The organism is Paractinoplanes abujensis, assembly GCF_014204895.1.
Classification (GTDB): Bacteria; Actinomycetota; Actinomycetes; order Mycobacteriales; family Micromonosporaceae; genus Actinoplanes; species Actinoplanes abujensis.
Genome location: NZ_JACHMF010000001.1, coordinates 7,631,934 through 7,651,378, shown reverse-complemented (window position 1 = coordinate 7,651,378; position 19,445 = coordinate 7,631,934). Strand labels below are relative to the sequence as shown.

The window sequence follows — 19,445 nt, the reverse complement described above, 5'->3', positions numbered from 1 at the left end:
CCGACGTTATCGAACGGCCCGTTTCGCCACGGAGGCGCGACGGCGGACGGGCATGGGCAATCGCAGCACCGCCGGCTCGGACGGCGGGCCCAGCAGCTTCTCGACCGCCTGCCGGCCGAGCTCGTAGTGCGGGAGCGAGATGCTGGTGAGCTGGGGCCGCAGCCAGGCCGCGAGCTCGGAGTCGTCGAACGAGATCACCGACACGTCGTCCGGGATCACCCGGCCGGCCTCGCGCAGGGCCTGGTAGGTGCCGAGCGCGATCCGGTCGTTGAGGCAGATCAGCGCGCGCGGCGCCAGCCCGTCGGCCAGGGCACGGCTCACCGCCTCGTACGCGGAGTCGGGCCACCATTCGCACTCGACCGTTCCGGCCAGCCGGGTGCCGCCGCGCTGCAGTTCCTCGCGGATGCCGGCCAGCCGCTCACGCCCGGCGAAGACGTGCTCGCTCGCGGTGCCGACCAGGTGGATCCCGTCGTTGTGGCCGGCCTCGAGCAGCGTCGCGGCCGCGCTCGCCCCGGCCGCCAGTTCGTCCGGGACGATCTGGTGCTGGGCCGGTCGTGTCCCGCCGGTGAAGCAGTTGAGCAGCACCACCGGCCGGCCCTTGAGCTGCTTGGGCAGCCGCACGTGGCGGGTGAACATGCTGGCGTAGACGAACGCGTCGACCTGGCGGTCCAGGAAGTCGTCGATCAGCCGCGCCTCGACGACCGGGTCGCCCTCGGTCTCGCCGATGAAGAGCAGGTGACCGTGGGCGACGGCGGCGGCCAGGCTGCCGTTGATGGCCCGGCCCGCGTACGGGTCGGAGGCCAGCGTGTCGGAGACCAGCGCGATCGTCCGGGTGACCTTGGTGCGCAGGCTCCGCGCCATGAGGTTGGGCCGGTAGTCCAGCTCCTGCGCCGCCCGGAGCACCCGTTGCCGGGCGTCTTCGGAGATCCTCATGTCCAGGTGGCGTCCGGCCAGGACGAAGGAGGCCGTGCTGCGGGACACGCCGGCCCGCTGTGCGACCTGAAGCAGGGTCGCCCGTTGCGGGGGCATGGTTCGCAGTGTTCCACGGTTCCCTGAACGAGCACCATGCGCACGTTCGCAGTTGCTCAATTGACGCGTGCGGAGCCCGCGGGGCAAGGTCGGCTCAACCTATGCAGCAGCCGTGCCCCAGCGGGCGCGACGCCGCCGGACAAGCCGGAAGTGTGCGCACCGGCGTGTCCCGGTGAGAGCGCGTTGGCGCGCCCCCGTGCCGTCCGGCGGGCCCGCCGGGGCCCCGGTCACGCCGGGTGGGTGTGGTGACACCCACCCGGCGTGACACCTTCAGGCGGGCTGTACCCGTTCCTCGATGGCGTCCAACGCGGCGCCGATCGACTTGGCCACGATCACTCGTTCGAGTGCCTCGGCCCGGACGAAGGCGGTGTCGGCGAGCTGCCCGAGCCACGCCATCAGGCCGTCGTAGAAACCGTCCGGGTCGAGCAGCACGATCGGCTTGTCGTGCAGGGCGAGGGTGGCGGTGGTCCACACCTCGAAGAGTTCGTCGAGGGTGCCGAGGCCGCCGGGCAGCGTGATGAACGCGTCCGACCGGTCGATCATGATGTTTTTGCGCTCGCCCATGTCGCCGGTGATGATCAGTTCGTCGGAGGCGCGGTCGGCCACCTCCCAGTCGACCAGCACCTGCGGGATGACGCCGAGCGTGTGGGCGCCGCCGGCCCGGGCCCCGTCGGCCACCGCGCCCATCATGCCGACGCTGCCGCCGCCCGAGACCAGCGAGTGCCCGCGGGCACCGATCTCCTCCCCCGTACGGGTGGCCAGGTCCAGCCATTTCTGTTCGAGCGTGCTGGAGGATGCGCAGAAGACGCAGATGGCCGCCATGTCAGCGCTGCCCCTGCGTCTCGGCCAGTGCCGCGTCGGCGTCCACGATGATCTGAACCGCCTCGTCCACGTCGTCGGTGAGCTGGATCAGGTCGAGGTCGCTCTCGCTGATCTTGCCGTCGGCCAGCAGCGTGCCCTTGACCCAGTCGAGCAGACCCGACCAGTACGAGGTGCCCATCAGGATGACCGGGAACCGGGTGACCTTCTTCGTCTGCACCAGCGTGATCGCCTCGAACAGCTCGTCGAGCGTGCCGAAACCGCCGGGCAGCACCACGAACGCCTGGGCGTACTTGACGAACATGGTCTTGCGGACAAAGAAGTAGCGGAAGTCGATGCCGATGTCGACCCAGTCGTTGAGGCCCTGCTCGAAGGGCAGCTCGATACCCAGGCCGACCGACATGCCGCCGGCCTCGGTGGCGCCGCGGTTGGCCGCCTCCATCACGCCGGGCCCGCCGCCCGTGATCACCGCATAGCCCGCCTCGGCCAGGGCGGCCCCCAGGGCGGCGGCCATCTCGCATTCGGGGCTGTCGGGGTGGCTGCGCGCCGAGCCGAAGACGCTGACCGCCGGGGGCAGGTCGGCCAGCGTGTCGAAGCCCTCGACAAACTCCGAGAGGATCCGCAGCGCCCGCCAGGCGTCCTTGGTCTTCCACTCCCGCCGGTGGTGCGAATCGAGCAGTTTCTCGTCGGCCGTACTCGGCGGTATCGATTCACGCCGCAGCGTCACCGCGCCACGATGACGCTCCGGCGCACCGCTGCGTCGCCCGTTGGTGCTGTCCGTCATGCCTAAAAGGTAGTGCGGACGGTCAGTGGCACGGTGAACAACCGGGTGGGTTTCGGTAAGAGGATTGCGGGTCGGCGACCTTTTTGCCAGATTGAAGCAACGGACGGTAGCTCTAGGGCGTCTGTTCAGTTACGAAGATCTCTCGGCCTCGGCCGGGCTCCCGGGCTTAAGGAGCCACCGTGACGACCCGATACGAGCGAATGAAGATGCAGCGTCGCATGCAGCGGCGCATCCAATTGGTGGTCGAGGAGCGCCGCATGGCGTTCGCCGATCGGCCCCGGCCCGGCTTCGATCCGGAGGCGACGGTGGAGATCCCGCCGGCGAAAGTGGCGCGGGCCATCGGCCGGGTGACCGTCCGCCCCGCCCTCTAGCTCGACAGCCACCGATAGAGAGTGGCCGCCCCGTCCCGGATCTTGCCGATCTCGACGTGCTCGTCCTGTGCGTGGGCCAGCAACGGATCGCCCGGGCCGTAGTTGAGCGCCGGAATGCCCAGCGCGGCGAACCGGGCCACGTCGGTCCAGCCCAGCTTGGCCGCCGGTTCCGCGCCCACCGCGGTGAGGAACTCGCGGGCCGGGGCCGCGCCCAGGCCGGGCAGCGCGCCCGGGGCCGAGTCGGTCAGTTCCAGCTCGAAGCCTTCGAAGACCTCGTGCACGTGCTCGAGAGCCTGCTTCTCCGTACGGTCGGGGGCGAAGCGCATGTTGACCTCGACCACACACGCGTCGGGCACGACGTTGCCGGCCACCCCGCCGTTGATCTTCACAGCGTTGAGGCCCTCGCGATAGGTGCACCCGTCGATCGTGACCGTGCGCGGACGGTAGTCCGACAGCCGCCGCAGCACCTCGCCGGCCGCGTGGATCGCGTTGACCCCGCGCCAGGCGCGCGCCGTGTGGGCCCGCCGCCCGGTGGTTCTGACCTCGACCCGCAGCGTGCCCTGGCAGCCCGCTTCGACCACCCCGTACGTCGGTTCGAGGAGCACGGCGAAGTCGGCCAGCAGCCATTCCGGGTGCGCCTCGGCGACCAGCCGGAGCCCGTTGTACTTGGAGTCGATCTCCTCGGCCTCGTAGAACAGGTAGGTCACGTCATAACGCGGGTCCGGCAGGGTGACCGCGAGGTGCAGGGCCAGCGCGACACCGGACTTCATGTCGGCCGTGCCGCAGCCGTAGATCAGGTCGTCGACGACCGTGGACGGGAAGTTGTCGTTCAACGGCACGGTGTCCAGGTGGCCGGCGAGCACCACCCGCTGTTCGCGCCCCAGATCCGTACGGGCCATCACGGTGTTGCCGAGACGGTTCACGCTCAGATGTGCGACCTGACGGAGCGCTTCTTCGACGTGATCGGCGATCGCCTGCTCGTCGCGGGAGACGGACTCGATGTCGACCAGGGTGCGGGTGAGCTCCACGGGGTCGACCAACACGTCCGGGGTTAGCGGGTTGGCCATAGCGCGCACGATACCGGCCGGACGTGAATCATCGCGGGTGCTGGGCCTTTAGTAGTGTTCGCCACGTGGACACAACGATCTCGACCTCCCCCGCCTGGGGCATCGGCCTGGCCACCGTCACCGCCGAGGGGCAGGTGCTCGACACCTGGTTCCCCGAGGGCTTCCTGGGGCTGGGCGAGGCCCCGGCGCCGGCCCCGGTGCTGCCGGCCGGGCTGACCGGGCCCAAGGCGCTGCCCGGCCTGTCGACGGTCGAGGTGCGGACGACCATCGCTTCGCTGGCCGACCCGATCAAGGACGCCTCCGACGCGTACCTGCGGCTGCACCTGCTCTCGCACCGCTTCGTCGTGCCCAACTCGCTCAACCTCGACGGCATCTTCGGCGCGCTGGCCAACGTGGCCTGGACGTCGGCCGGCCCGTGCCCGCCCGACCGGGTCGACGAGCTGCGCTTCCTCGAGCGCGCGGCCGGCCGCCACCTGGCCGTCTTCGGCGTCGACAAGTTCCCGCGGATGACCGACTACGTCGTGCCGTCGGGCGTGCGGATCGCCGACGCCGACCGGGTGCGCCTCGGCGCCCACCTGGCCTCGGGCACGACGGTGATGCACGAGGGCTTCGCGAACTTCAACGCGGGCACGCTCGGCACGTCGATGGTCGAGGGCCGCATCGTGCAGGGCGTCGTGGTCGGCGACAGCTCCGACGTCGGGGCCGGGTCGTCCATCATGGGCACGCTCTCCGGGGGCGGCAAGGACAAGGTGCGCATCGGCGAGCGCAGCCTGCTCGGCGCGAACGCGGGCATCGGCATCTCGCTCGGCGACGACTGTGTGGTCGAGGCGGGCTGCTACATCACGGCCGGGTCGAAGATCACGCTGCCCGACGGCCGGGTCGTCAAGGCGCGCGAGCTGTCGGGTGTCAACGGGCTGCTCTTCTGGCGCAACTCGGTGACCGGGGCGCTGGAGGCCAAGCCGCGCAAGGGCACGGGCATCGAGCTCAACGCGGCGCTGCACGCCAACTCCTAGATCCGCAGGAACGGGGCGGCCGCCGCTTTGACGGCGGCCGTCAGCTCCTCCAGCACCGTCGAGCCGATCCGCCAGTACTGCCAGTAGAGCGGGACGTCGAGGTGCCGGCCCAGATCGTGATAGCGCCCGGCGGCGATGTCTTCGCGGGCGATCCACTCCTGCACCATCCCCCAGCCGAGCCCGAGCCGGATCGCTTCGATGTAGGCCGACGCGGACGGCACGTAATGAACTGACATTTCAGACATGTCACGGGCCCGGTGCTGCAACTGATCTTTGCGGTTGTAGAGAACGGCGGCGGTTGCGTCGGGCCGCCCGCACGCCACGTAGCGCATCGCGCCCAGCCGCTCGATCCGGCAGCCCTGCACGACCTCCTCGTCGGCGGTGACGGCGGCCATGGCCGTACCGGAACGCAAAAGGTCGGCCGTGTAGTGCTCGTCGTCGGTGTGCAGCTCGTACTGCGGCCCCGGCACCGCGGCCAGCGCCGGCAGGAACCAGGTGTGCAACGAGTCGGCGTTCACCACGATCGAGATACGGGTGCCGTCGCGCGCCTGATCCAGCGCTTCCCGCTCCAGCAGCGCGACCTGCCCCGCGAATCGCACCAGCGCCTCCCCGGCCGGGGTGGCCACGCACGGCTTCGCCCGCCTGACGAGAACCTGCCCCACCGAACGCTCCAGCGCCTTGATCCGCTGACTCACCGCGGACGGCGTGACGTGCAGTTCGCGCGCCGCCGCGTCGAAGCTGCCGGTGTCGATGACCGCCTGGAACGTGGCGAGCTGGGCAAAGTCCACGATTAGCGATGCTAATGCAACATCAAAATCTTTAGCTTGAGTACGGCGTGCGCCCCACCTAGCGTCGAGACGTGCTCACCTCCGCCATCGCCGGTTTCGCCGCGTCAGCCGTGCTCATCATCGCCATCGGCGCCCAGAACGCGTTCGTCCTGCGCCAAGGCCTGCGCCGCGAACACGTGCTCGCCGTCGTGCTGGTCTGCGCGCTGTCCGACCTGCTGCTGATCCTGGCCGGCATCGGCGGGCTGGGTGCGGTGGTCACGGCCCGCCCGGACGCGGTCACCGTGATCAAGTGGGTGGGTGCGGCCTTCCTCATCACGTACGCGGTGCTGGCTGCCCGCAGGGCCCTCAAACCGGCGGCCCTCAACCCGGCCGGCCGCGCCCCCGCCACGCTGCGCGCGACGATCCTGACGTGCCTGGCCCTGACCTACCTGAACCCGCACGTCTACCTGGACACGGTGCTGCTGCTCGGCGCGGTCGCCCAGCAGCACGACCACCGCTGGATCTTCGGGCTGGGCGCGGCCGCGGCCAGCGTGGTCTGGTTCACCGCCCTCGGCGCGGGCGCCCACCGCCTGGCCCCGCTGCTGGCCCGGCCGTCGGCGTGGCGGGTGCTCGACGGGTTCATCGCCGTCGTGATGCTCGGCGTGGCGGCCACCCTCCTGCTCGGCTAACGTGCTTGACCCTCGACAAGGTTGAGGCACCAGGGTTCCGGCGGTGCGAGGAGACATGTTCGGTATCGGTGAGGCGGCCCGGGCCAGTGGGCTCAGCGTCAGCGCGCTGCGGTTCTACGACGGCGCGGGCGTTCTGGTGCCGGCCGAGGTCGATCCCGCCACCGGCTACCGGCGCTACTCCGGTGAGCAGATCCGGGCCGCGCGGCTGATCGCCGGGCTGCGGCGGGTGGGCATGCCGGTGGCCGAGATCGCCGCGGCCGTCCGTGATCGCCCGGCCGACGTGCGCCGGCGGCTCGACGAGCACCGGCGCCGGCTCGAGGACGGTCTGGCCGACGCCAAGCGTGAGCTCCTCCGCATCCACGCCCTGCTCGACCTGGAGGAAAAGCTCATGACCCGGATCAGCCTGCCCGCTTCCGCCCTGGCCGCCGCGCTCGACGCCGTCCGTTTCGCCGCGGGTGCCGACCCGCGGCTGCCGATGCTCCAGTGCGTTCTGTTCGACGTGACCGACGGCGCGTTGACGCTGGTCGCGACCGACCGCTTCCGGATGGCCGTGGCCACCGCCGCCGTCGAGGTCGAGGGGCCGCCGACCCGCCTGGTGCTGCCGTTGATCTTCGTCGACGAGGTGCGGGCCCGGCTCACCGGCGGCCCCGTGGTGCTGGACCTGACACCGGTGCGGGTCACCGCCGACGACCTGGAGGCCAAGCCCCTGGATCAGGACTACCCCGACCACCGCCGCCTGCTCGACGGCCTCGCCGCCACCGGAGCACGCCTGACGGTCGACACCGCGGTCCTGCGGGACAAGCTGGCGGCCGCCCCGGTCGCGACGCGGGAGCACGAAGGCACGACGTACGAGGTCGTGATCCTGAACGACGAGGCCACCCCGGTCCCGGAGGCCGAATGGGACGCCGCCCATGTGGCCGTGAACCGGGAGTTCCTGCTGCAGGCGCTCGAGGCGGGGGCGGCGGGCCAGCTCGTGCTGGAGCTGGACGGGCCGATCAAGCCGCTGGCCGTCCGCGTCCCCGGCGACGATTCGCGCTTCTCGATCCTGATGCCCGTACGGGCTTGACGTGTCGGAGACTCCGGCTGGTCAGTGAGGAGCCGCGCGGCCGCCACCGCTACTACCACCTGGCCGCCGGACCGCTGGCCGGCGTGAGTGACTGGCTGCACCCGTTCGAGCATTTCTGGCGCGAACGCCTCAAGGTGCTGCGCGACGTAGCCGAAGGAGAAGACCTGTGAGCAGCATCGAGTGGGTGGGCCGCCGGCGACATCAGGCCGGTCGTCGGGCACCGGTTCACGCTCGACATGGGATCGTGGGGTGAGCAGCAGTGCCAGATCTTCGAGGTGGAACCCGAGAAGATGCCGCGCTGCACGTTCGCCGAGGGTGTGCTCGAAGGCATGGGCCGCGGCTGTCCGGGCCTGCTGAGCCGGCCCAGGAGCACGATGGTCGCGGCCGAATAACGAAGTCGCGGCGGCGTAACAATTTACGTCCCCTTCACGCGTACGCGCTTGAGCCATGTCACATCGGGGACCCGGCGCACAGGCCGACTGGCTACGGTCGTCGGGTGCGCATCGGGCAGCAGTACGAGGACTCCGCAGCCGGCGAGCGCGCCACTGGCTGGGAGTTCGCCTGGCTGGACGGGCGTGACGTGGGCTCCGAGCCCTCCTGGTCGTACCCGTCGATCGCCCGCACGCTGGTCCGCCGGGCCGCCTCGCTGCTCGACCTCGACACGGGCAACGGCGAGTTCCTGGCCGAGCTGGCACCCCTCCCGTCGCACACCGTCGCGGTCGAGAGCTGGTCGCGCAACACCCCGGTGGCCCGCGACCGGCTCTATCCGTTCGGCGTGCAGGTGCTCACCGAGCTGCCCGGCGGCGAGGACGAGTTCGACGTGGTGCTCAGCCGGCACGGCCGCCTCCCCGCGGCCGACATCGTGCGTCTGCTGCGCCCCGGCGGCACCCTGCTCAGCCAGCAGGTGGGCAGCGACGACCTGGCCGGGCTCAACGTGGCGCTGGGGGCGCCACCGGCCCACCGCCAGCCGTGGAACGCCGACGTCGCGGTGGCGGCCCTGACCGACGCCGGTCTGGAGGTGCTCGACGTCCGTGAGGAACGCCCGCCGGTCGCGTTCCCCGACGTCGGCAGCATCGTGCGCCAGCTTCGCGACCTGCCCTGGCAGATCCGTGACTTTTCCCCGAGGCTGTATCAAGACGCATTGGAGCGCCTCGACACGTTCATCCGCCTCCACGGCGACTTCACCGTCACCGCTCACCGGTTCCTGGTCGAAGCCGTCCGCCCGTGACCCCCCACCCCCCGAAGGAAGATCGGCCCATGCGCTCGTTGATCCTGGCCGTCGCCCAGCCGCCCGTCCACGCCCTCGACGTCACCGCCAACGTGACCCGGCACGCCGCCGCGGTGCGGGCCGCGCGGGCCCGGGTGGTCGTCTTTCCCGAGCTCTCCCTGACCGGTTACGACGTCGAGGCCCCGCTGATCGCGCCGGACGACCCACGGCTGCAGCCGCTGGTCGACGCCTGCGCCGCCACCGACACGATCGCCCTGGCCGGCGCGGCGATCGCCGGTCCGCACATCGCGACGCTGCGCATCGACGGCGAGGGTGCACGGGTCGCCTATCGCAAGGTGTACCCGCACGGCTCGTCCGAGGCCCGCTTCCGTCCCGGCCCCGGGCCCGAGGTCATCGAGGTCGACGGCTGGCGGCTGGGCCTGGCGATCTGCCGTGACACCGGCGTCGAGGAGCACTGGGCGGCCACGGCCGAGCTGGGCATCGACGCGTACGTGGCCGGCGTGGCCGAGGAGCCGGCCAACGACGTCGTGGTGGCCGAGCGAGCCCGCAGGATCAGCACCACGTACGGGGTGTGGACAGCGATCGCCTCGTGCGCGGGCCCGAGCGGTCCAGAGTTTCCGGAGACCGCGGGCCGCTCCGGCATCTGGGCCCCCGATGGCCTGGTCGCCGCCCGGGCCGGCAAGACCGTGGGCGAGATCGCGCGGGCCACCCTCTACGCCGAGCAGCTCGCGCGCGTCTGAGTTTTCCGCCCCAGCACGAGACTCGTCCGCAGCTCGATCGTCACCGAGCCACCGAGCGCCGCGTCGATACCGTCCAGGGCGCGGCGCTGTTCGTCGGGCGTGTGCCGCAGGAACGGCGAAAACGTCTGCAGCAACGCGAGATAGCGCTGCTTCGGATACACCGGGTACGTGACGATGCGGCGCTCCTCGACGTCGGCCCACACGCCGGCCGCGGCCACGTCGTCGCGCACCCAATGGTCGGCGCGGTCGGCCACCGTGGGGTCGATCCCGGTCAGCACGCGGCTGATCGCCTGCTCCTGCGCCTGATCGGCGTAGGCGAACTTGTGCTGGAAGACCGCCAGCGTGCCACCCGGCGCGAGATCGTCGAAGGCCTTCCGGTTACGGGTCGCGGCGTCCATCCAGTGCCACGCCATCGCGCAGGCGATCAAACCCGGTTTCCCGTACGGGGACCAGCCCTCGAAGGTCGTCTCGAGCACGTCGACCGCAGGGAACTTGCGGCACAGCACAGCCGCCATCCGCGCGTCGGGTTCCAGCGCCGTGAGCGGCGCCCCCAGCCCCAGCAGCAGTTCGGTGCCCTTGCCGGTGCCCGCCCCGAGCTCGACGATGCTCCCCGGCCCACCGGCATAGTCGGCGATCATTTCCCGTACGGCTGCTGGATAGCCCGGCCGCACGTCGTCGTAGAGCGCGGCGACCCCGCCGAAGACCTGCACCATGGCCCCGACGCTAGCGGCTAGGCTCATGATCGTGCAGCGTCATTACGGGCGTCCCGACGGCTCGCCGCCCACCAACGGCTACAGCCACGCGGTCGCCTTCACCGGCCCCACGGTTGCCGTCTCGGGTCAGGTGCCGCTGGACGCCGAGGGCCGCCTGATCGGCCCGGACAACGCACTCGAACAGACCCGCCAGGTCTTCCGCAACCTGGCGACCGCCCTGTCCGCCGCGGGCGCCACGATGTCCGATGTGGTCAAGCTGACGGTGTTCCTGACCGATCTGGCCGACCTGCCCGCCTTCCGCACGGCCCGCGACGAGTTCATCGACCTGCGGAATCCGCCCGCCAGCTCCCTGGTGCAAGTGGCCGGCCTGGTCAGCCCCGACTTCCGCGTCGAGATCGAAGCCATGGCCGCCCTTCCAACAGAGGCGTAGCCACTAAGCCTCTTTCAGGTGACCCCGGCCTCCTCATTAGTGGAAAGCCGCAGTCGCCCCCAGGCAATCATCACGCCTCCGTTTCACTGCAACCCCCTCGACTTAGGGGTTACGGCGCACTCCAGATCCTTTCCGGCTTGAGCAATCCACGCTCGCCTGATAGCCCCGCCGTTCCCCCAGCCCAGCCCCGCCCACCAGCACACCCCAGCCCACACCGACCCGCCGGTAACGGTTGACTCGGCAGGCCCGGCTCCGCCTTTCGGGGTAATCCGATCATTCCGCATAGGACGGGCGGTTGCACTATCGCGTCCCTGTTTCCATTCCGCCATCTTTGTCCCAGCGCCGGAACGCATCGATGCACCGGCACACAAATTCCGAGCACCAAACGATTAGCCAACCGTTCCAGGAGGAACTCCCCCATGCGTAAGCTCACGAAGCGTTCCGCCGCTATCGTCACCGGCTCGGTCCTCGCCGTCGCCGGCGGAACTGCGGCCTTCGCCTACGCAACCAACTGGTTCTCAGGTAGCACGACGACTCAGGTGACGACCTCGACCATCAAGAGCGTGACCGCGACCGTCAACCTGCGCGGCAACGCGGACAACAACTTCTACCCGGGCAAGGCCGTGCCGATCACCAACGCCACGGTCACCAACCCGAACGACTTCCCGGTACAGATCACCGGTCTGACCAACATCGCCGTCACGGGCGGGAGCTGCGATCAAGGGAAGGCGGGCTTCGAGCTCACGAACCTGACGACGCGGACGTTCGAGAAGAACTCCGGGCCCGTCACCAACGTCGCCCTCGGAACGCTGACCATGTCGCGGACTGCCGACCCGGCCTGTGCCGGCAGCAGCCTGACCATCACCGCCACCCTCGCGGGCGGTATCGCTGAGGCCGCCGACACCGGCACCGGCACCGGCACCGGCACCAACCCGTAACGGTTCTCTGTGCGAGGGCGGGCGCCATGCGCGTCCTCCCTCGCTCGATCTTCGAGCGGCCAGCAGGGTGCCCAGCTAACGGCCGCCCTGGCCAACCGGCAGGAAGGTAAGCCGATGAGGAAGCGCCTCGCATACGTCTTAGTCGGTATGACTGCCGTGGGCGCGATCGTCGCCGGAACCTTGGTCGCCAACGCGGAGTGGTTGATCGGCGCCAGTGCCGACGCCAAGGTCCGCGCGACGAAGATGCCGAAGGGCGTTAAACCGAGCGTCGCCGAGCAGAACAAGGGCGCCGTGGTCAGCTGGAGTGCGCAGGAGATCGCGCCGGGCGTGAAGATGGACCGCTACACGATCACCGCGCACAGCCAAGGCGCCCCGGCCCGGGCCGCGATCGTCCGCCGCGTGGACAGCACCGGTGGCGAAAGCCAGTCGATCACTTTCGCCGCCGACGAGGTTGCCGGTGGCACGTGGAGGTGGACCGTAAGGCCGCATTTCGCCTCCTGGACCGGAGCCGAAAGTGGTCTCAGCAGCGCCCTCAAGTTCGACCCGGCACCGAGCGCCCGGCCCGCCGACGTCGTCGCGCCCCGGCCCGTGGCGCCCTCCGCCACGACCGCTCCCGTGACCCAGCCGACGGCCGAGCCCTCCCGTGCGCCCACCAAGCCGGCCGCGCCGGTCGAAGCACCTCCCCGAGAAGAGGCCACGACCGCGGCCCCGGCCGTCTCCTCATCCGCCGGGCTGGAGCCTGGAGTCGGGGAGTCCGTTCCGTCCGCCAGCGGATCGGCTCCTGCGGACATTCCTCAATAGGTGGGGAAATGATCGAGCCCGCGGCGGGGTCCCACGCCGCGGGCTCGGTCTATTTGTGCGTCCGAGGCGCCCCGAATGGTGAATCGAGCGAATCGGAATCGCGCGCCGTGAAAGTTGCACATTTGGCTGGGCCGGGCGCCGGTGGTAGTGGGTCGTCGGGCCACGACAATCGGGGCCGTCGTGTATGCCCAGGTCAGTGCGGTGACGTCGATGAAGCGGACCTTTCCCTCTTTGGGATTAGGCCGGTCAGGCGCAACTGTGCGATTTATGCGCGCAGAACCGCGGACGGAATGCCGATCACATGACCAGGCGTCGTCAGCGACCGTTGTTACACACGAGTCTCGCATCTGTCGCTGAGGAGGAAGGCCCCGCATGTTCATCCCGATCCCTCGGCCTGCCCGAAATTCGACGGCGGCCCGGTCATGATGCGGCACGAGGCGCTCACTCGACTCCGGGAGGGCGGCGGCCTCCCCGGACCCGGCCAGGACGGCAACAGGATCCCCGACATGCACATCGAACTCGACCCGTCCGAACACGAGGAGCCGACGTGGGAGGTCCGACGGGCCGACCCCGGCCGTAAACGGCGGCTGGACCGGCGGACCCGCCTGATCCTCGGCATCGCGGCGGCCCTGGCGGTGGTCGTGAACGCCAGCGCAGCCTGGGCTTACTGGCAGATCACGGGCTCGGAGGTGGCGGCGGCCGACGGTCCGCCGGTCGAGTTGTCGCTGCGGGCCCGGTCCGATCTGAACAAGTCGTTGCAGCCGGGCACCAACGGCGATCTGGTGGTCACGGTGACCAACGTCAACGGCTTCCCGATCAAGATCAGCTCGGTGTCGGCCAACGGGCCGGTCACCGCCGACCCCGAGCACGAGAAGGCGGGGTGTGACCCGGCCGCCGTCCGCATGGCCCAGCCCAGCTTCGACGTGGCGTGGGAGGTGGGCCGCAACGCCATCGGCGCCTTCAATGTGCGCGGCGGGCTGAGCATGCGGGCGGACGCCAGGAAGGCCTGCGCCGGCGCGGTCTTCACGGTGCCGGTGCGGGTTTCCGGCGTACGGGAGAACGGGTCTTGATCGTCACTCGTATCTGAGCTCCTCGGTGCTGGTGAAGCGGCGGGCGGCGGGCAGAAGCACGGCGAGCGTGGTGCCCAGCACAAGCGCGGAACCGACGGCCACGGGGGTGAGGACCGCGGCCAGGTCGAGCGCGACCGGCACCCGCGCGATGAGCATGAGCACGCTCCCCAGGCCGGCGCCGGCGACGATCGCCAGGGCGAGCCCGGCCAGCACGGGCACGAACGCCTGCAGCAGCACCGACCAGATCACTGTGGAGCGGCGGGCGCCGACCGCGGCCAGCACGCCGAGGAGCCGGCGCCGGTCGTGCAGGCGGGACGCCACGTCGAGCAGCAGCCCGACCCCCATCATCAGCAGGATCACTGCCGATCCGAGGTTGAGCGCGATCCGCAGCGAGGCGTACTTGTCGGACTCGGGCGCGAGGGCGGTGAACTGGGCCAGCGGGTCGATCTCGGCCGCGAGCCCGCGCAGCTGACCGGCCGCCGTGTCCGGGGCGTCGTCGGAGGCGAACATCCTGGTCTCGACGAACCAGGGCTCCACGGTCGCCAGGGCCGCGGGGGCGGAGGTCAGGAGGAGCCCGAGGTCGATGTTCTGCGCGTCGGTGCCGATGAAGCGGGCAGGCCGGGCCCGCGGCGGAACCGGAACCTTCGTACCGCGTACGGGTTGGAGCTTGCCCGCGTCCAGGGTGACCGCGCGGCCGAGGTCGCCCACGACGAACGCGTCGCCGTCGGCGCACCGGTCGAAGGTCGCGATCTGGGCCAGCGCCGTGCAGTCACCGACCACGAGGTAGGCGCTGCCCATGCTCTCCAGGCTGCCGTACAGGGTGTATTTGGCGACCGTGCCCGCCCGGATGCCGTCGACGGTCTCGAACCGCGCGGTGCGCTCCCGCATGGCAGTGGTGGTCTGTCGTCCCGGAGCCTGCAGCACGTACGCGGGGTCGTGGGGGTTGTCAGGGGTTTCGCGGCGCAGCGAGGCCGCGCCGAAGAACGCGTGCAAGGCGATCGCCCCAGTGACCGCGACGACGATGCCGGTGACGGCCCGGGTCGAGGCGGCCGGGTTCTGGCGCAGTTGCTGCGATGCGAGCTGCCACGACGCCGAGCCGCCGGGCAGGACCCGGGCGGCCAGCGGCACGAGGTACGGCACGAGCGGGATCAGCGCGACGACCATCAGCACCACACCGAGCCCGGCCCGCTCCTCGTCGGGGTCGGACGCGCCGGTGAGGACCGGCCACAACAGCCACAGGCCGGCCGCGAGGGGCAGCAACCGCCACCACAGCCGCCCGTTCCAGGTGGTCGAGCGGCGGAAGACGCCCAGCGGTTCGACCGCGACGCCTCGGAAGCCGAGCAGGGTCAGGCCGGCCGACAGGGCAAGCACCACCACGACCACCAGCAGGGCCAGGACCGGCACGGGACGGATGTCGGCCGGGAAGACGCTCACGTCGAAGAGCCACAGATCGGCCGCGCGGCCGCGCACCATCAGGTAGAGCACCGTGCCGGCGGCCAGCCCGAGCCCGGCCGGCACCAGGCTCTCGCCCAGCGCGATCCGGAGCACCGCCCGGCCGTCCGCGCCGACCAGGCGGATCGCGGCCAGGCGACGGTCGCGGGCGTCGGCCCCGAAGCGCAGCGCGGCCCCGATGAAGATCGCGATGGGCAGCAGCAGGGTGGCCAGCATGGCCGCGATCACGACGTAGGTGCCGGGGCCGGGTTCGTCCTCCTGCGCGTAACCGAACCGGTCGACACGCCACGACCCCGTGCCGACCAGGTCTTTGGCGCGCTCGTAACCCGCGTAGTAGGCGAACTCGTGCGGTCCCGACAGCCCGCTCGGGGCGATCGTGCCGACGACCTCGTACGGCATCTGGCGGCGCAACGTCGCACCGTCCGGCCCGGACAGCGCCTCTTGCAGGGCGGGCGAGGCGTACATCTGGTGGTCGGCCGGGAAGGCGGGCACCCCGGGCGGCAGCGGCGCCTCGGGCGAGTCGGGCCAGATCAACCTTCCCCGTACGGCGTTGCTGCCCCACTGCGCGTCGACGCCCGCCACGATCAGCGTGCGCCCGGCCGGCACCTCCTGCGCGCCCACGCTGTCGGCCCGCTGCACGATGCGCGCCTCGCGAGCGTCCAGCATGACCGGCACCGAGGCCCCCAGCAGCAGCGCCGCCGCCCCCAGCGCGACACCGGCCGAGGCCATCGCCGTGCGCAGCCAGCCCCGGCGGCCGCTCGGGAAGGCCAGCCGCACCCCCAGGGCCAGCTCGGCCAGGATCCGCCTCACCGCGCGGCCATCCGCTCGGTGCTGCGGCCGTCACGCACGACGATCCCGCGATCCGCGTACGCCGCCACCCGCGCGTCGTGGGTGACCAGCACGACCGCCGCCCCGGCCTCACGGGCGGCCGACGTCAGCATCTCCATCACCTGTTCACCGGCGACCGAGTCGAGGGCGCCGGTGGGCTCGTCCGCGAAGATCACCCGCGGGCCGGTGACCAACGCCCGGGCCACGGCCACCCGCTGCTGTTGCCCGCCGGAGAGTTCCCCGGGCCGCGAGCGCGCCTTGTCGGCCAGCCCCAGCCGGTCCATCAGCCCGGTGGCGCGGCGCTCGGCCCGGCGCCGGGAGACACCGTCGAGGCGCAGCGGCAGCGCCACATTCTGCAGCGCGGTCAGCTCGGGAACCAGCTGGCCGAACTGGAACACGAACCCGAACTCGCGCCTCCGCAGGGCGCTGCGCCGGACGTCGTTCAGCCCCGGCAGCTCCTGGCCGTCGTAGCCCACGTGCCCGGCGTCCGGCCTGGTCAGCCCGGCCGCGCAGTGCAGCAGGGTGGACTTGCCGGAGCCGGACGGGCCCATCACCGAGACGATCTCGCCCGCGTGCACCCGCAGGTCGGCCCCGGCCAGCGCGGTCGTCGGCCCGTACGCCTTGTGCAGTCCTTCGGCCTCCAGCAGCGGGCTCATCGTCGGATCCGCTCGGCCAGGTCGTCGAGCTGCGTGGCGGTGTGTTCGAGCCAGCGCAGGTCGGCGTCGAGGTGGAACAGCGCGTGGTCGCAGATGAGCCGGTCGGCCAGGTCGCCGTTCTGTTTGCGCCGGGTCAGCTCACGCATCGCCACCAGGTGCTCGTCGCGCTGCACGTCGAGCACGGCGGCGGCGGACCGGCCGGTCAGCAGGGCGCCGATCACCTTGGCGTACAGGGCGCTCTGCAGGTATTGATCCGGCTTCTCGGGCTCGTCGAGCCAGCGCCGCACGTCGGTGACCCCGGCCTCGGTGATCGTGTAGCGCTTGCGGTCGGGGCCGGACCCGCCCTCGACCCCGTCCACGCTGACCAGGCCGTTACGCAGCAGCTTGGCCAGGGTCGTGTAGACCTGCCCGTAGTGCAGCGGCCGGTCACCGGCGAAGTGCTCGTCGTAGCTGCGTTTCAGGTCGTAGCCGTGCTGGGGCCGCCCCTCGAGCAACGCGAGGAAAGCCGTGGCGATCGTCATGGCGCGCCACTATACACATGGCTACATAGTCCTACTCGGGCTCGGACGGCAACGCGCGCAGCGGGCTCCGGTGCCGCCCGGCCTCGTCGGTGCCGTGCCGGAACTCGGCGTGCACGGGCCGGTGATGGCGTCCGTTGTGCGAGGACAACCGGCGGATCTCGGGCGGCACGACCACCGACGTCCGCAGCACCGCGCTGGCCCGCTCAGCCGAATCCCGGGCCACCTCGGCGTCGTGGGTGGCCGCCTCGATGCCGTCGGCCACCACCCGGGCCATCGCCTCGCCGTACGTGCGCGCGTCCTGGATCTCACGCTCATGGATCAGCGTGGCCTCGTGCTCGCGGCGGCGAGCGATGCGGGCCTCGTTGCGCTCGTAGCCGTTGCCGCGGGAAGCGAACTTGAGCCCGACGGCGGCGCAGTCCAGCGCCACCAGCAACAGCGTGATGCCGAGATAGAAGACCCCGACACCCCAGAAGTCGCTGGTCACAAGGTGCCACATGGCCGCCGTACGGGCCCCGAAGCCCGCGTCCGCCTTGACCGCGACCTCGTTGGCCTCCCGCTGCTCGGCGATCCGGCGGGTCAGCTCGACCTGCTCCTCCGAGCGGGCCTCGCGCGCCGCGCGCTGGGTGTCGAGCAGGCGCCCGGCCTGCACGTCGAGCGCGGTGGCCTCGTCGTCCAGCGAACGCGACCGCCGGACCAGCTGGTCACAGGAGCCGCCGCTCGGGCAACCGGCTGCGCGGGTCACGCCGTCCCCGGCCGAGTCGGTGACCGCCTGCTGATACAGCTTCCGGGCGTCCTGCCGCTTCTGCGCGGCCCGGTCGGTCAGGCCACTCACCACCGCGTCGTCCGCGGCTGTCTCCCGCTTGAGCGCTTCGATCCGGGCGGCATAAGTTCCCACCACACCCGTACGGTCGATCCGGCTCAACTGCTGGTTGTGCACCTCGTTGAGGCGCGCGTCGATCTCACCCTGATAGCGCGAAAGCATCAACGGCTCGGTGATCAGCACCGCGAACAGCAGCGCCAGTCCGAGGCGTCCCGCGTACAGGGCGAAAGTCGGTTTTCTCAGGAAATGCTGGGGGTCGGTCGACTCGAGCTGCTCGTAACTGATCGCGACCCGCCCCACCACCGCCCGGTCGTAGGCCACCACGCCCGCGGCCACCATCGGGCCGACCAGCCAGCGATACCACGGGTGCTGGTAGTTGGAGCCGGCGTCGATGAACGCGGCGCCACCGATCGTGGCGTACACGAAATAGAGCAGGATGAAGACGCCGATCGCGGAGTAGAGCACCCGGTCGGTGTGTGTGGTCACGCTGGCCGGGTTGACGTTCGCCACCCGCAGCAGCACGTCTCTGCGGCCCTTCGGCATGCAGCCGAGTCTTGCCGATCATGGGGCGTTGCGTGCCGAAACGCCGGGTTTTACCGCGGTGCGAGATCCGGTTCGGTGATGGTGACGCGGACCGTGACCGAGGCGTGCACCGTCTGCGGCTGAGGGTCGACGTCGAGACCCGACGACTCCGGCGCCCCCGCGTCGAACGCGGCCATCCGCATCATCGGCTGGCCGCCGCCCACGCCCTCATCGGCGATCTCGACCAGTTTGTCGACCTCGGCCCCCACAGCCGCGGCGTACTCCCGGGCCCGGGCCAGGGCATCGGCGATCGCCTCACGCCGCACCTCGGCGCCGGCCCGGCTGCCCGGCCGCAGCTGCCACCACGGGCCCGACACCGCCGCGTGCTCGAGCCGGGCCAGCCGCAGCAGCAACTGACCGAGCGGCTCGAAATCGGTCACGGTCACCGTCGTGGCGATGCTGCCCGTGTACGCCACCACGCGCTCACTGCCCCGCTTCAGCTCGGGCAGCACGTGCACGCCACCGGTCTCGCGACGCTCGACGGCGTCACCCGGGCCGGCCTCGGCCAGCAGGGTGTGCAGCTCACCGGAACGTTCGAGCAGGCGGTTGACCACGGCCTCACGGTCTCGGTCACGCGCCGACAGGGTGACCGTGAGAAGCGCCTGCTCGGGCGGCACCTCACGGGACGCCTCGCCGCGAACCACGATCATCGGTTGCTCCGCCATGCCCCGACGCTACCCGGCGGCGACCCATCGCGCTCTCCGCCACCGGCCCCGCGCGCGCCACTGATCCCAGCGCGCTCCGCCACAGTCACCCGCGCCCCGCCATCAGTCATCCGCGGTCCGCCACCGGTCTCCCGCGCTCAGCCACCGGTCCCCGTGCTCAGCCACCGGTCTCCCGGGCTCAGCCACCGGTCCCCGTGCTCAGCCACTGGTCCCTCGTGATTCGCCACCGGTCACCCGGGCGCTTCGCCGTTGGAGCGTCGCGCCTCAGGCCGCCCGTCCCGGCAGACGCTTCGCCACTCGGCTCGGAGCGCGCTCGGCGGCGCCGGTCGCCGTTGGATCGCCCTGCGGGAAGCATCGTCCGCCGCCGGACGTGGGCCCAACCCTGCTCGACATGAG

Annotated in this window: 23 protein-coding genes; 12 read left to right on the top strand and 11 right to left on the bottom strand. The window is 71.1% G+C overall.

Annotated features, from left to right (window positions below; genetic code table 11):
* Positions 1–6: 6 nt before the first annotated feature.
* The 3 genes from BKA14_RS35210 to BKA14_RS35200 all read right to left on the bottom strand — a co-directional run bounded on the left by BKA14_RS35210 (position 7) and on the right by BKA14_RS35200 (position 2,632).
* A complete protein-coding gene (locus BKA14_RS35210) occupies positions 7–1,029 on the bottom strand; it encodes a LacI family DNA-binding transcriptional regulator (RefSeq protein WP_184955074.1) in 1,023 nt (340 codons plus the stop codon).
* 270 nt (positions 1,030–1,299) lie between these two features.
* Positions 1,300–1,851 (bottom strand): LOG family protein, encoded by a 552-nt coding sequence (locus tag BKA14_RS35205; RefSeq protein ID WP_184955073.1) that lies wholly within the window; start codon positions 1,849–1,851, stop codon positions 1,300–1,302.
* A 1-nt stretch (position 1,852) separates the two neighbouring features.
* Positions 1,853–2,632: an LOG family protein gene (locus BKA14_RS35200; RefSeq protein ID WP_184955072.1), complete on the bottom strand. Its 780-nt coding sequence runs from the start codon at positions 2,630–2,632 to the stop codon at positions 1,853–1,855.
* Between the two features lie 179 nt (positions 2,633–2,811).
* Between BKA14_RS35200 and BKA14_RS35195 the strand changes: the two genes are divergently transcribed.
* A complete protein-coding gene (locus BKA14_RS35195; protein ID WP_184957306.1) occupies positions 2,812–3,003 on the top strand; it encodes a hypothetical protein in 192 nt (63 codons plus the stop codon).
* On the opposite strand, the gene dapE is transcribed toward BKA14_RS35195, so the two are convergent.
* Complete coding sequence (gene dapE / locus BKA14_RS35190; RefSeq protein ID WP_184955071.1) at positions 3,000–4,070, bottom strand: succinyl-diaminopimelate desuccinylase; 1,071 nt, start codon at positions 4,068–4,070, stop codon at positions 3,000–3,002. The genes BKA14_RS35195 and dapE overlap by 4 nt on opposite strands.
* A 65-nt stretch (positions 4,071–4,135) precedes the next feature.
* On the opposite strand from dapE, the gene dapD reads away from it, so the two are divergent.
* Positions 4,136–5,083 carry a 2,3,4,5-tetrahydropyridine-2,6-dicarboxylate N-succinyltransferase gene (gene dapD, locus BKA14_RS35185; protein WP_184955070.1) on the top strand — a complete coding sequence of 316 codons (948 nt, stop codon included), beginning with the start codon at positions 4,136–4,138 and terminating at the stop codon, positions 5,081–5,083.
* Here dapD and BKA14_RS35180 read toward each other — a convergent pair.
* A complete protein-coding gene (locus BKA14_RS35180) occupies positions 5,080–5,874 on the bottom strand; it encodes a LysR family transcriptional regulator ArgP (protein ID WP_184957148.1) in 795 nt (264 codons plus the stop codon). The two genes, dapD and BKA14_RS35180, sit on opposite strands and share 4 nt — an antisense overlap.
* A gap of 68 nt (positions 5,875–5,942) precedes the next feature.
* Here BKA14_RS35180 and BKA14_RS35175 point away from each other — a divergent pair, with 68 nt between their 5' ends.
* The 6 genes from BKA14_RS35175 (at position 5,943) to BKA14_RS35150 (ending at position 9,573) form a co-directional block, all read left to right on the top strand.
* Positions 5,943–6,539, top strand: coding sequence for a LysE/ArgO family amino acid transporter (locus BKA14_RS35175; protein WP_184955069.1), 597 nt, complete (start codon positions 5,943–5,945; stop codon positions 6,537–6,539).
* A gap of 55 nt (positions 6,540–6,594) precedes the next feature.
* Positions 6,595–7,605, top strand: coding sequence for a DNA polymerase III subunit beta family protein (locus tag BKA14_RS35170; protein ID WP_184957147.1), 1,011 nt, complete (start codon positions 6,595–6,597; stop codon positions 7,603–7,605).
* Positions 7,602–7,775 carry a hypothetical protein gene (locus BKA14_RS35165; RefSeq protein ID WP_184955068.1) on the top strand — a complete coding sequence of 58 codons (174 nt, stop codon included), beginning with the start codon at positions 7,602–7,604 and terminating at the stop codon, positions 7,773–7,775. The genes BKA14_RS35170 and BKA14_RS35165 overlap by 4 nt, the downstream gene beginning before the upstream one ends.
* Positions 7,776–7,841: 66 nt before the next feature.
* Positions 7,842–7,997, top strand: a complete 156-nt coding sequence (locus BKA14_RS35160) for a hypothetical protein (protein WP_184955067.1) — start codon at positions 7,842–7,844, stop codon at positions 7,995–7,997.
* A gap of 104 nt (positions 7,998–8,101) precedes the next feature.
* Positions 8,102–8,833 carry a class I SAM-dependent methyltransferase gene (locus BKA14_RS35155; RefSeq protein ID WP_184955066.1) on the top strand — a complete coding sequence of 244 codons (732 nt, stop codon included), beginning with the start codon at positions 8,102–8,104 and terminating at the stop codon, positions 8,831–8,833.
* Positions 8,834–8,862: 29 nt separating this feature from the next.
* Positions 8,863–9,573, top strand: coding sequence for a carbon-nitrogen hydrolase family protein (locus BKA14_RS35150; RefSeq protein WP_184955065.1), 711 nt, complete (start codon positions 8,863–8,865; stop codon positions 9,571–9,573).
* Here BKA14_RS35150 and BKA14_RS35145 read toward each other — a convergent pair.
* Positions 9,546–10,313, bottom strand: coding sequence for a class I SAM-dependent methyltransferase (locus BKA14_RS35145; protein WP_184955064.1), 768 nt, complete (start codon positions 10,311–10,313; stop codon positions 9,546–9,548). The genes BKA14_RS35150 and BKA14_RS35145 overlap by 28 nt on opposite strands.
* 4 nt (positions 10,314–10,317) lie before the next feature.
* Between BKA14_RS35145 and BKA14_RS35140 the strand changes: the two genes are divergently transcribed.
* From BKA14_RS35140 to BKA14_RS35120, 4 genes are all read left to right on the top strand, one after another.
* Positions 10,318–10,716 carry a RidA family protein gene (locus BKA14_RS35140; protein WP_184955063.1) on the top strand — a complete coding sequence of 133 codons (399 nt, stop codon included), beginning with the start codon at positions 10,318–10,320 and terminating at the stop codon, positions 10,714–10,716.
* Positions 10,717–11,135: 419 nt separating this feature from the next.
* Positions 11,136–11,654: a hypothetical protein gene (locus BKA14_RS35130; protein WP_184955062.1), complete on the top strand. Its 519-nt coding sequence runs from the start codon at positions 11,136–11,138 to the stop codon at positions 11,652–11,654.
* Positions 11,655–11,801: 147 nt separating this feature from the next.
* The gene (locus BKA14_RS35125; protein ID WP_184955061.1) at positions 11,802–12,455 is read left to right on the top strand and encodes a hypothetical protein; all 654 of its coding nucleotides are present in this window, start codon (positions 11,802–11,804) and stop codon (positions 12,453–12,455) included.
* Between the two features lie 506 nt (positions 12,456–12,961).
* Complete coding sequence (locus BKA14_RS35120) at positions 12,962–13,525, top strand: hypothetical protein (RefSeq protein ID WP_239092568.1); 564 nt, start codon at positions 12,962–12,964, stop codon at positions 13,523–13,525.
* Between the two features lie 3 nt (positions 13,526–13,528).
* On the opposite strand, the gene BKA14_RS35115 is transcribed toward BKA14_RS35120, so the two are convergent.
* The 5 genes from BKA14_RS35115 to BKA14_RS35095 are packed head-to-tail and all read right to left on the bottom strand — an operon-like array spanning position 13,529 to position 19,049.
* The gene (locus BKA14_RS35115) at positions 13,529–15,787 is read right to left on the bottom strand and encodes an ABC transporter permease (protein ID WP_184955059.1); all 2,259 of its coding nucleotides are present in this window, start codon (positions 15,785–15,787) and stop codon (positions 13,529–13,531) included.
* The gene (locus tag BKA14_RS35110) at positions 15,784–16,461 is read right to left on the bottom strand and encodes an ABC transporter ATP-binding protein (protein ID WP_184955058.1); all 678 of its coding nucleotides are present in this window, start codon (positions 16,459–16,461) and stop codon (positions 15,784–15,786) included. The genes BKA14_RS35115 and BKA14_RS35110 overlap by 4 nt, the downstream gene beginning before the upstream one ends.
* Complete coding sequence (locus BKA14_RS35105) at positions 16,458–16,982, bottom strand: PadR family transcriptional regulator (protein WP_184955057.1); 525 nt, start codon at positions 16,980–16,982, stop codon at positions 16,458–16,460. Before BKA14_RS35105 ends, BKA14_RS35110 begins: the two co-directional genes overlap by 4 nt.
* A 31-nt stretch (positions 16,983–17,013) precedes the next feature.
* The gene (locus tag BKA14_RS35100; RefSeq protein WP_184955056.1) at positions 17,014–18,345 is read right to left on the bottom strand and encodes a DUF4407 domain-containing protein; all 1,332 of its coding nucleotides are present in this window, start codon (positions 18,343–18,345) and stop codon (positions 17,014–17,016) included.
* Positions 18,346–18,395: 50 nt separating this feature from the next.
* Positions 18,396–19,049, bottom strand: a complete 654-nt coding sequence (locus BKA14_RS35095) for an SIMPL domain-containing protein (RefSeq protein WP_184955055.1) — start codon at positions 19,047–19,049, stop codon at positions 18,396–18,398.
* Between the last annotated feature and the right edge of the window lie 396 nt (positions 19,050–19,445).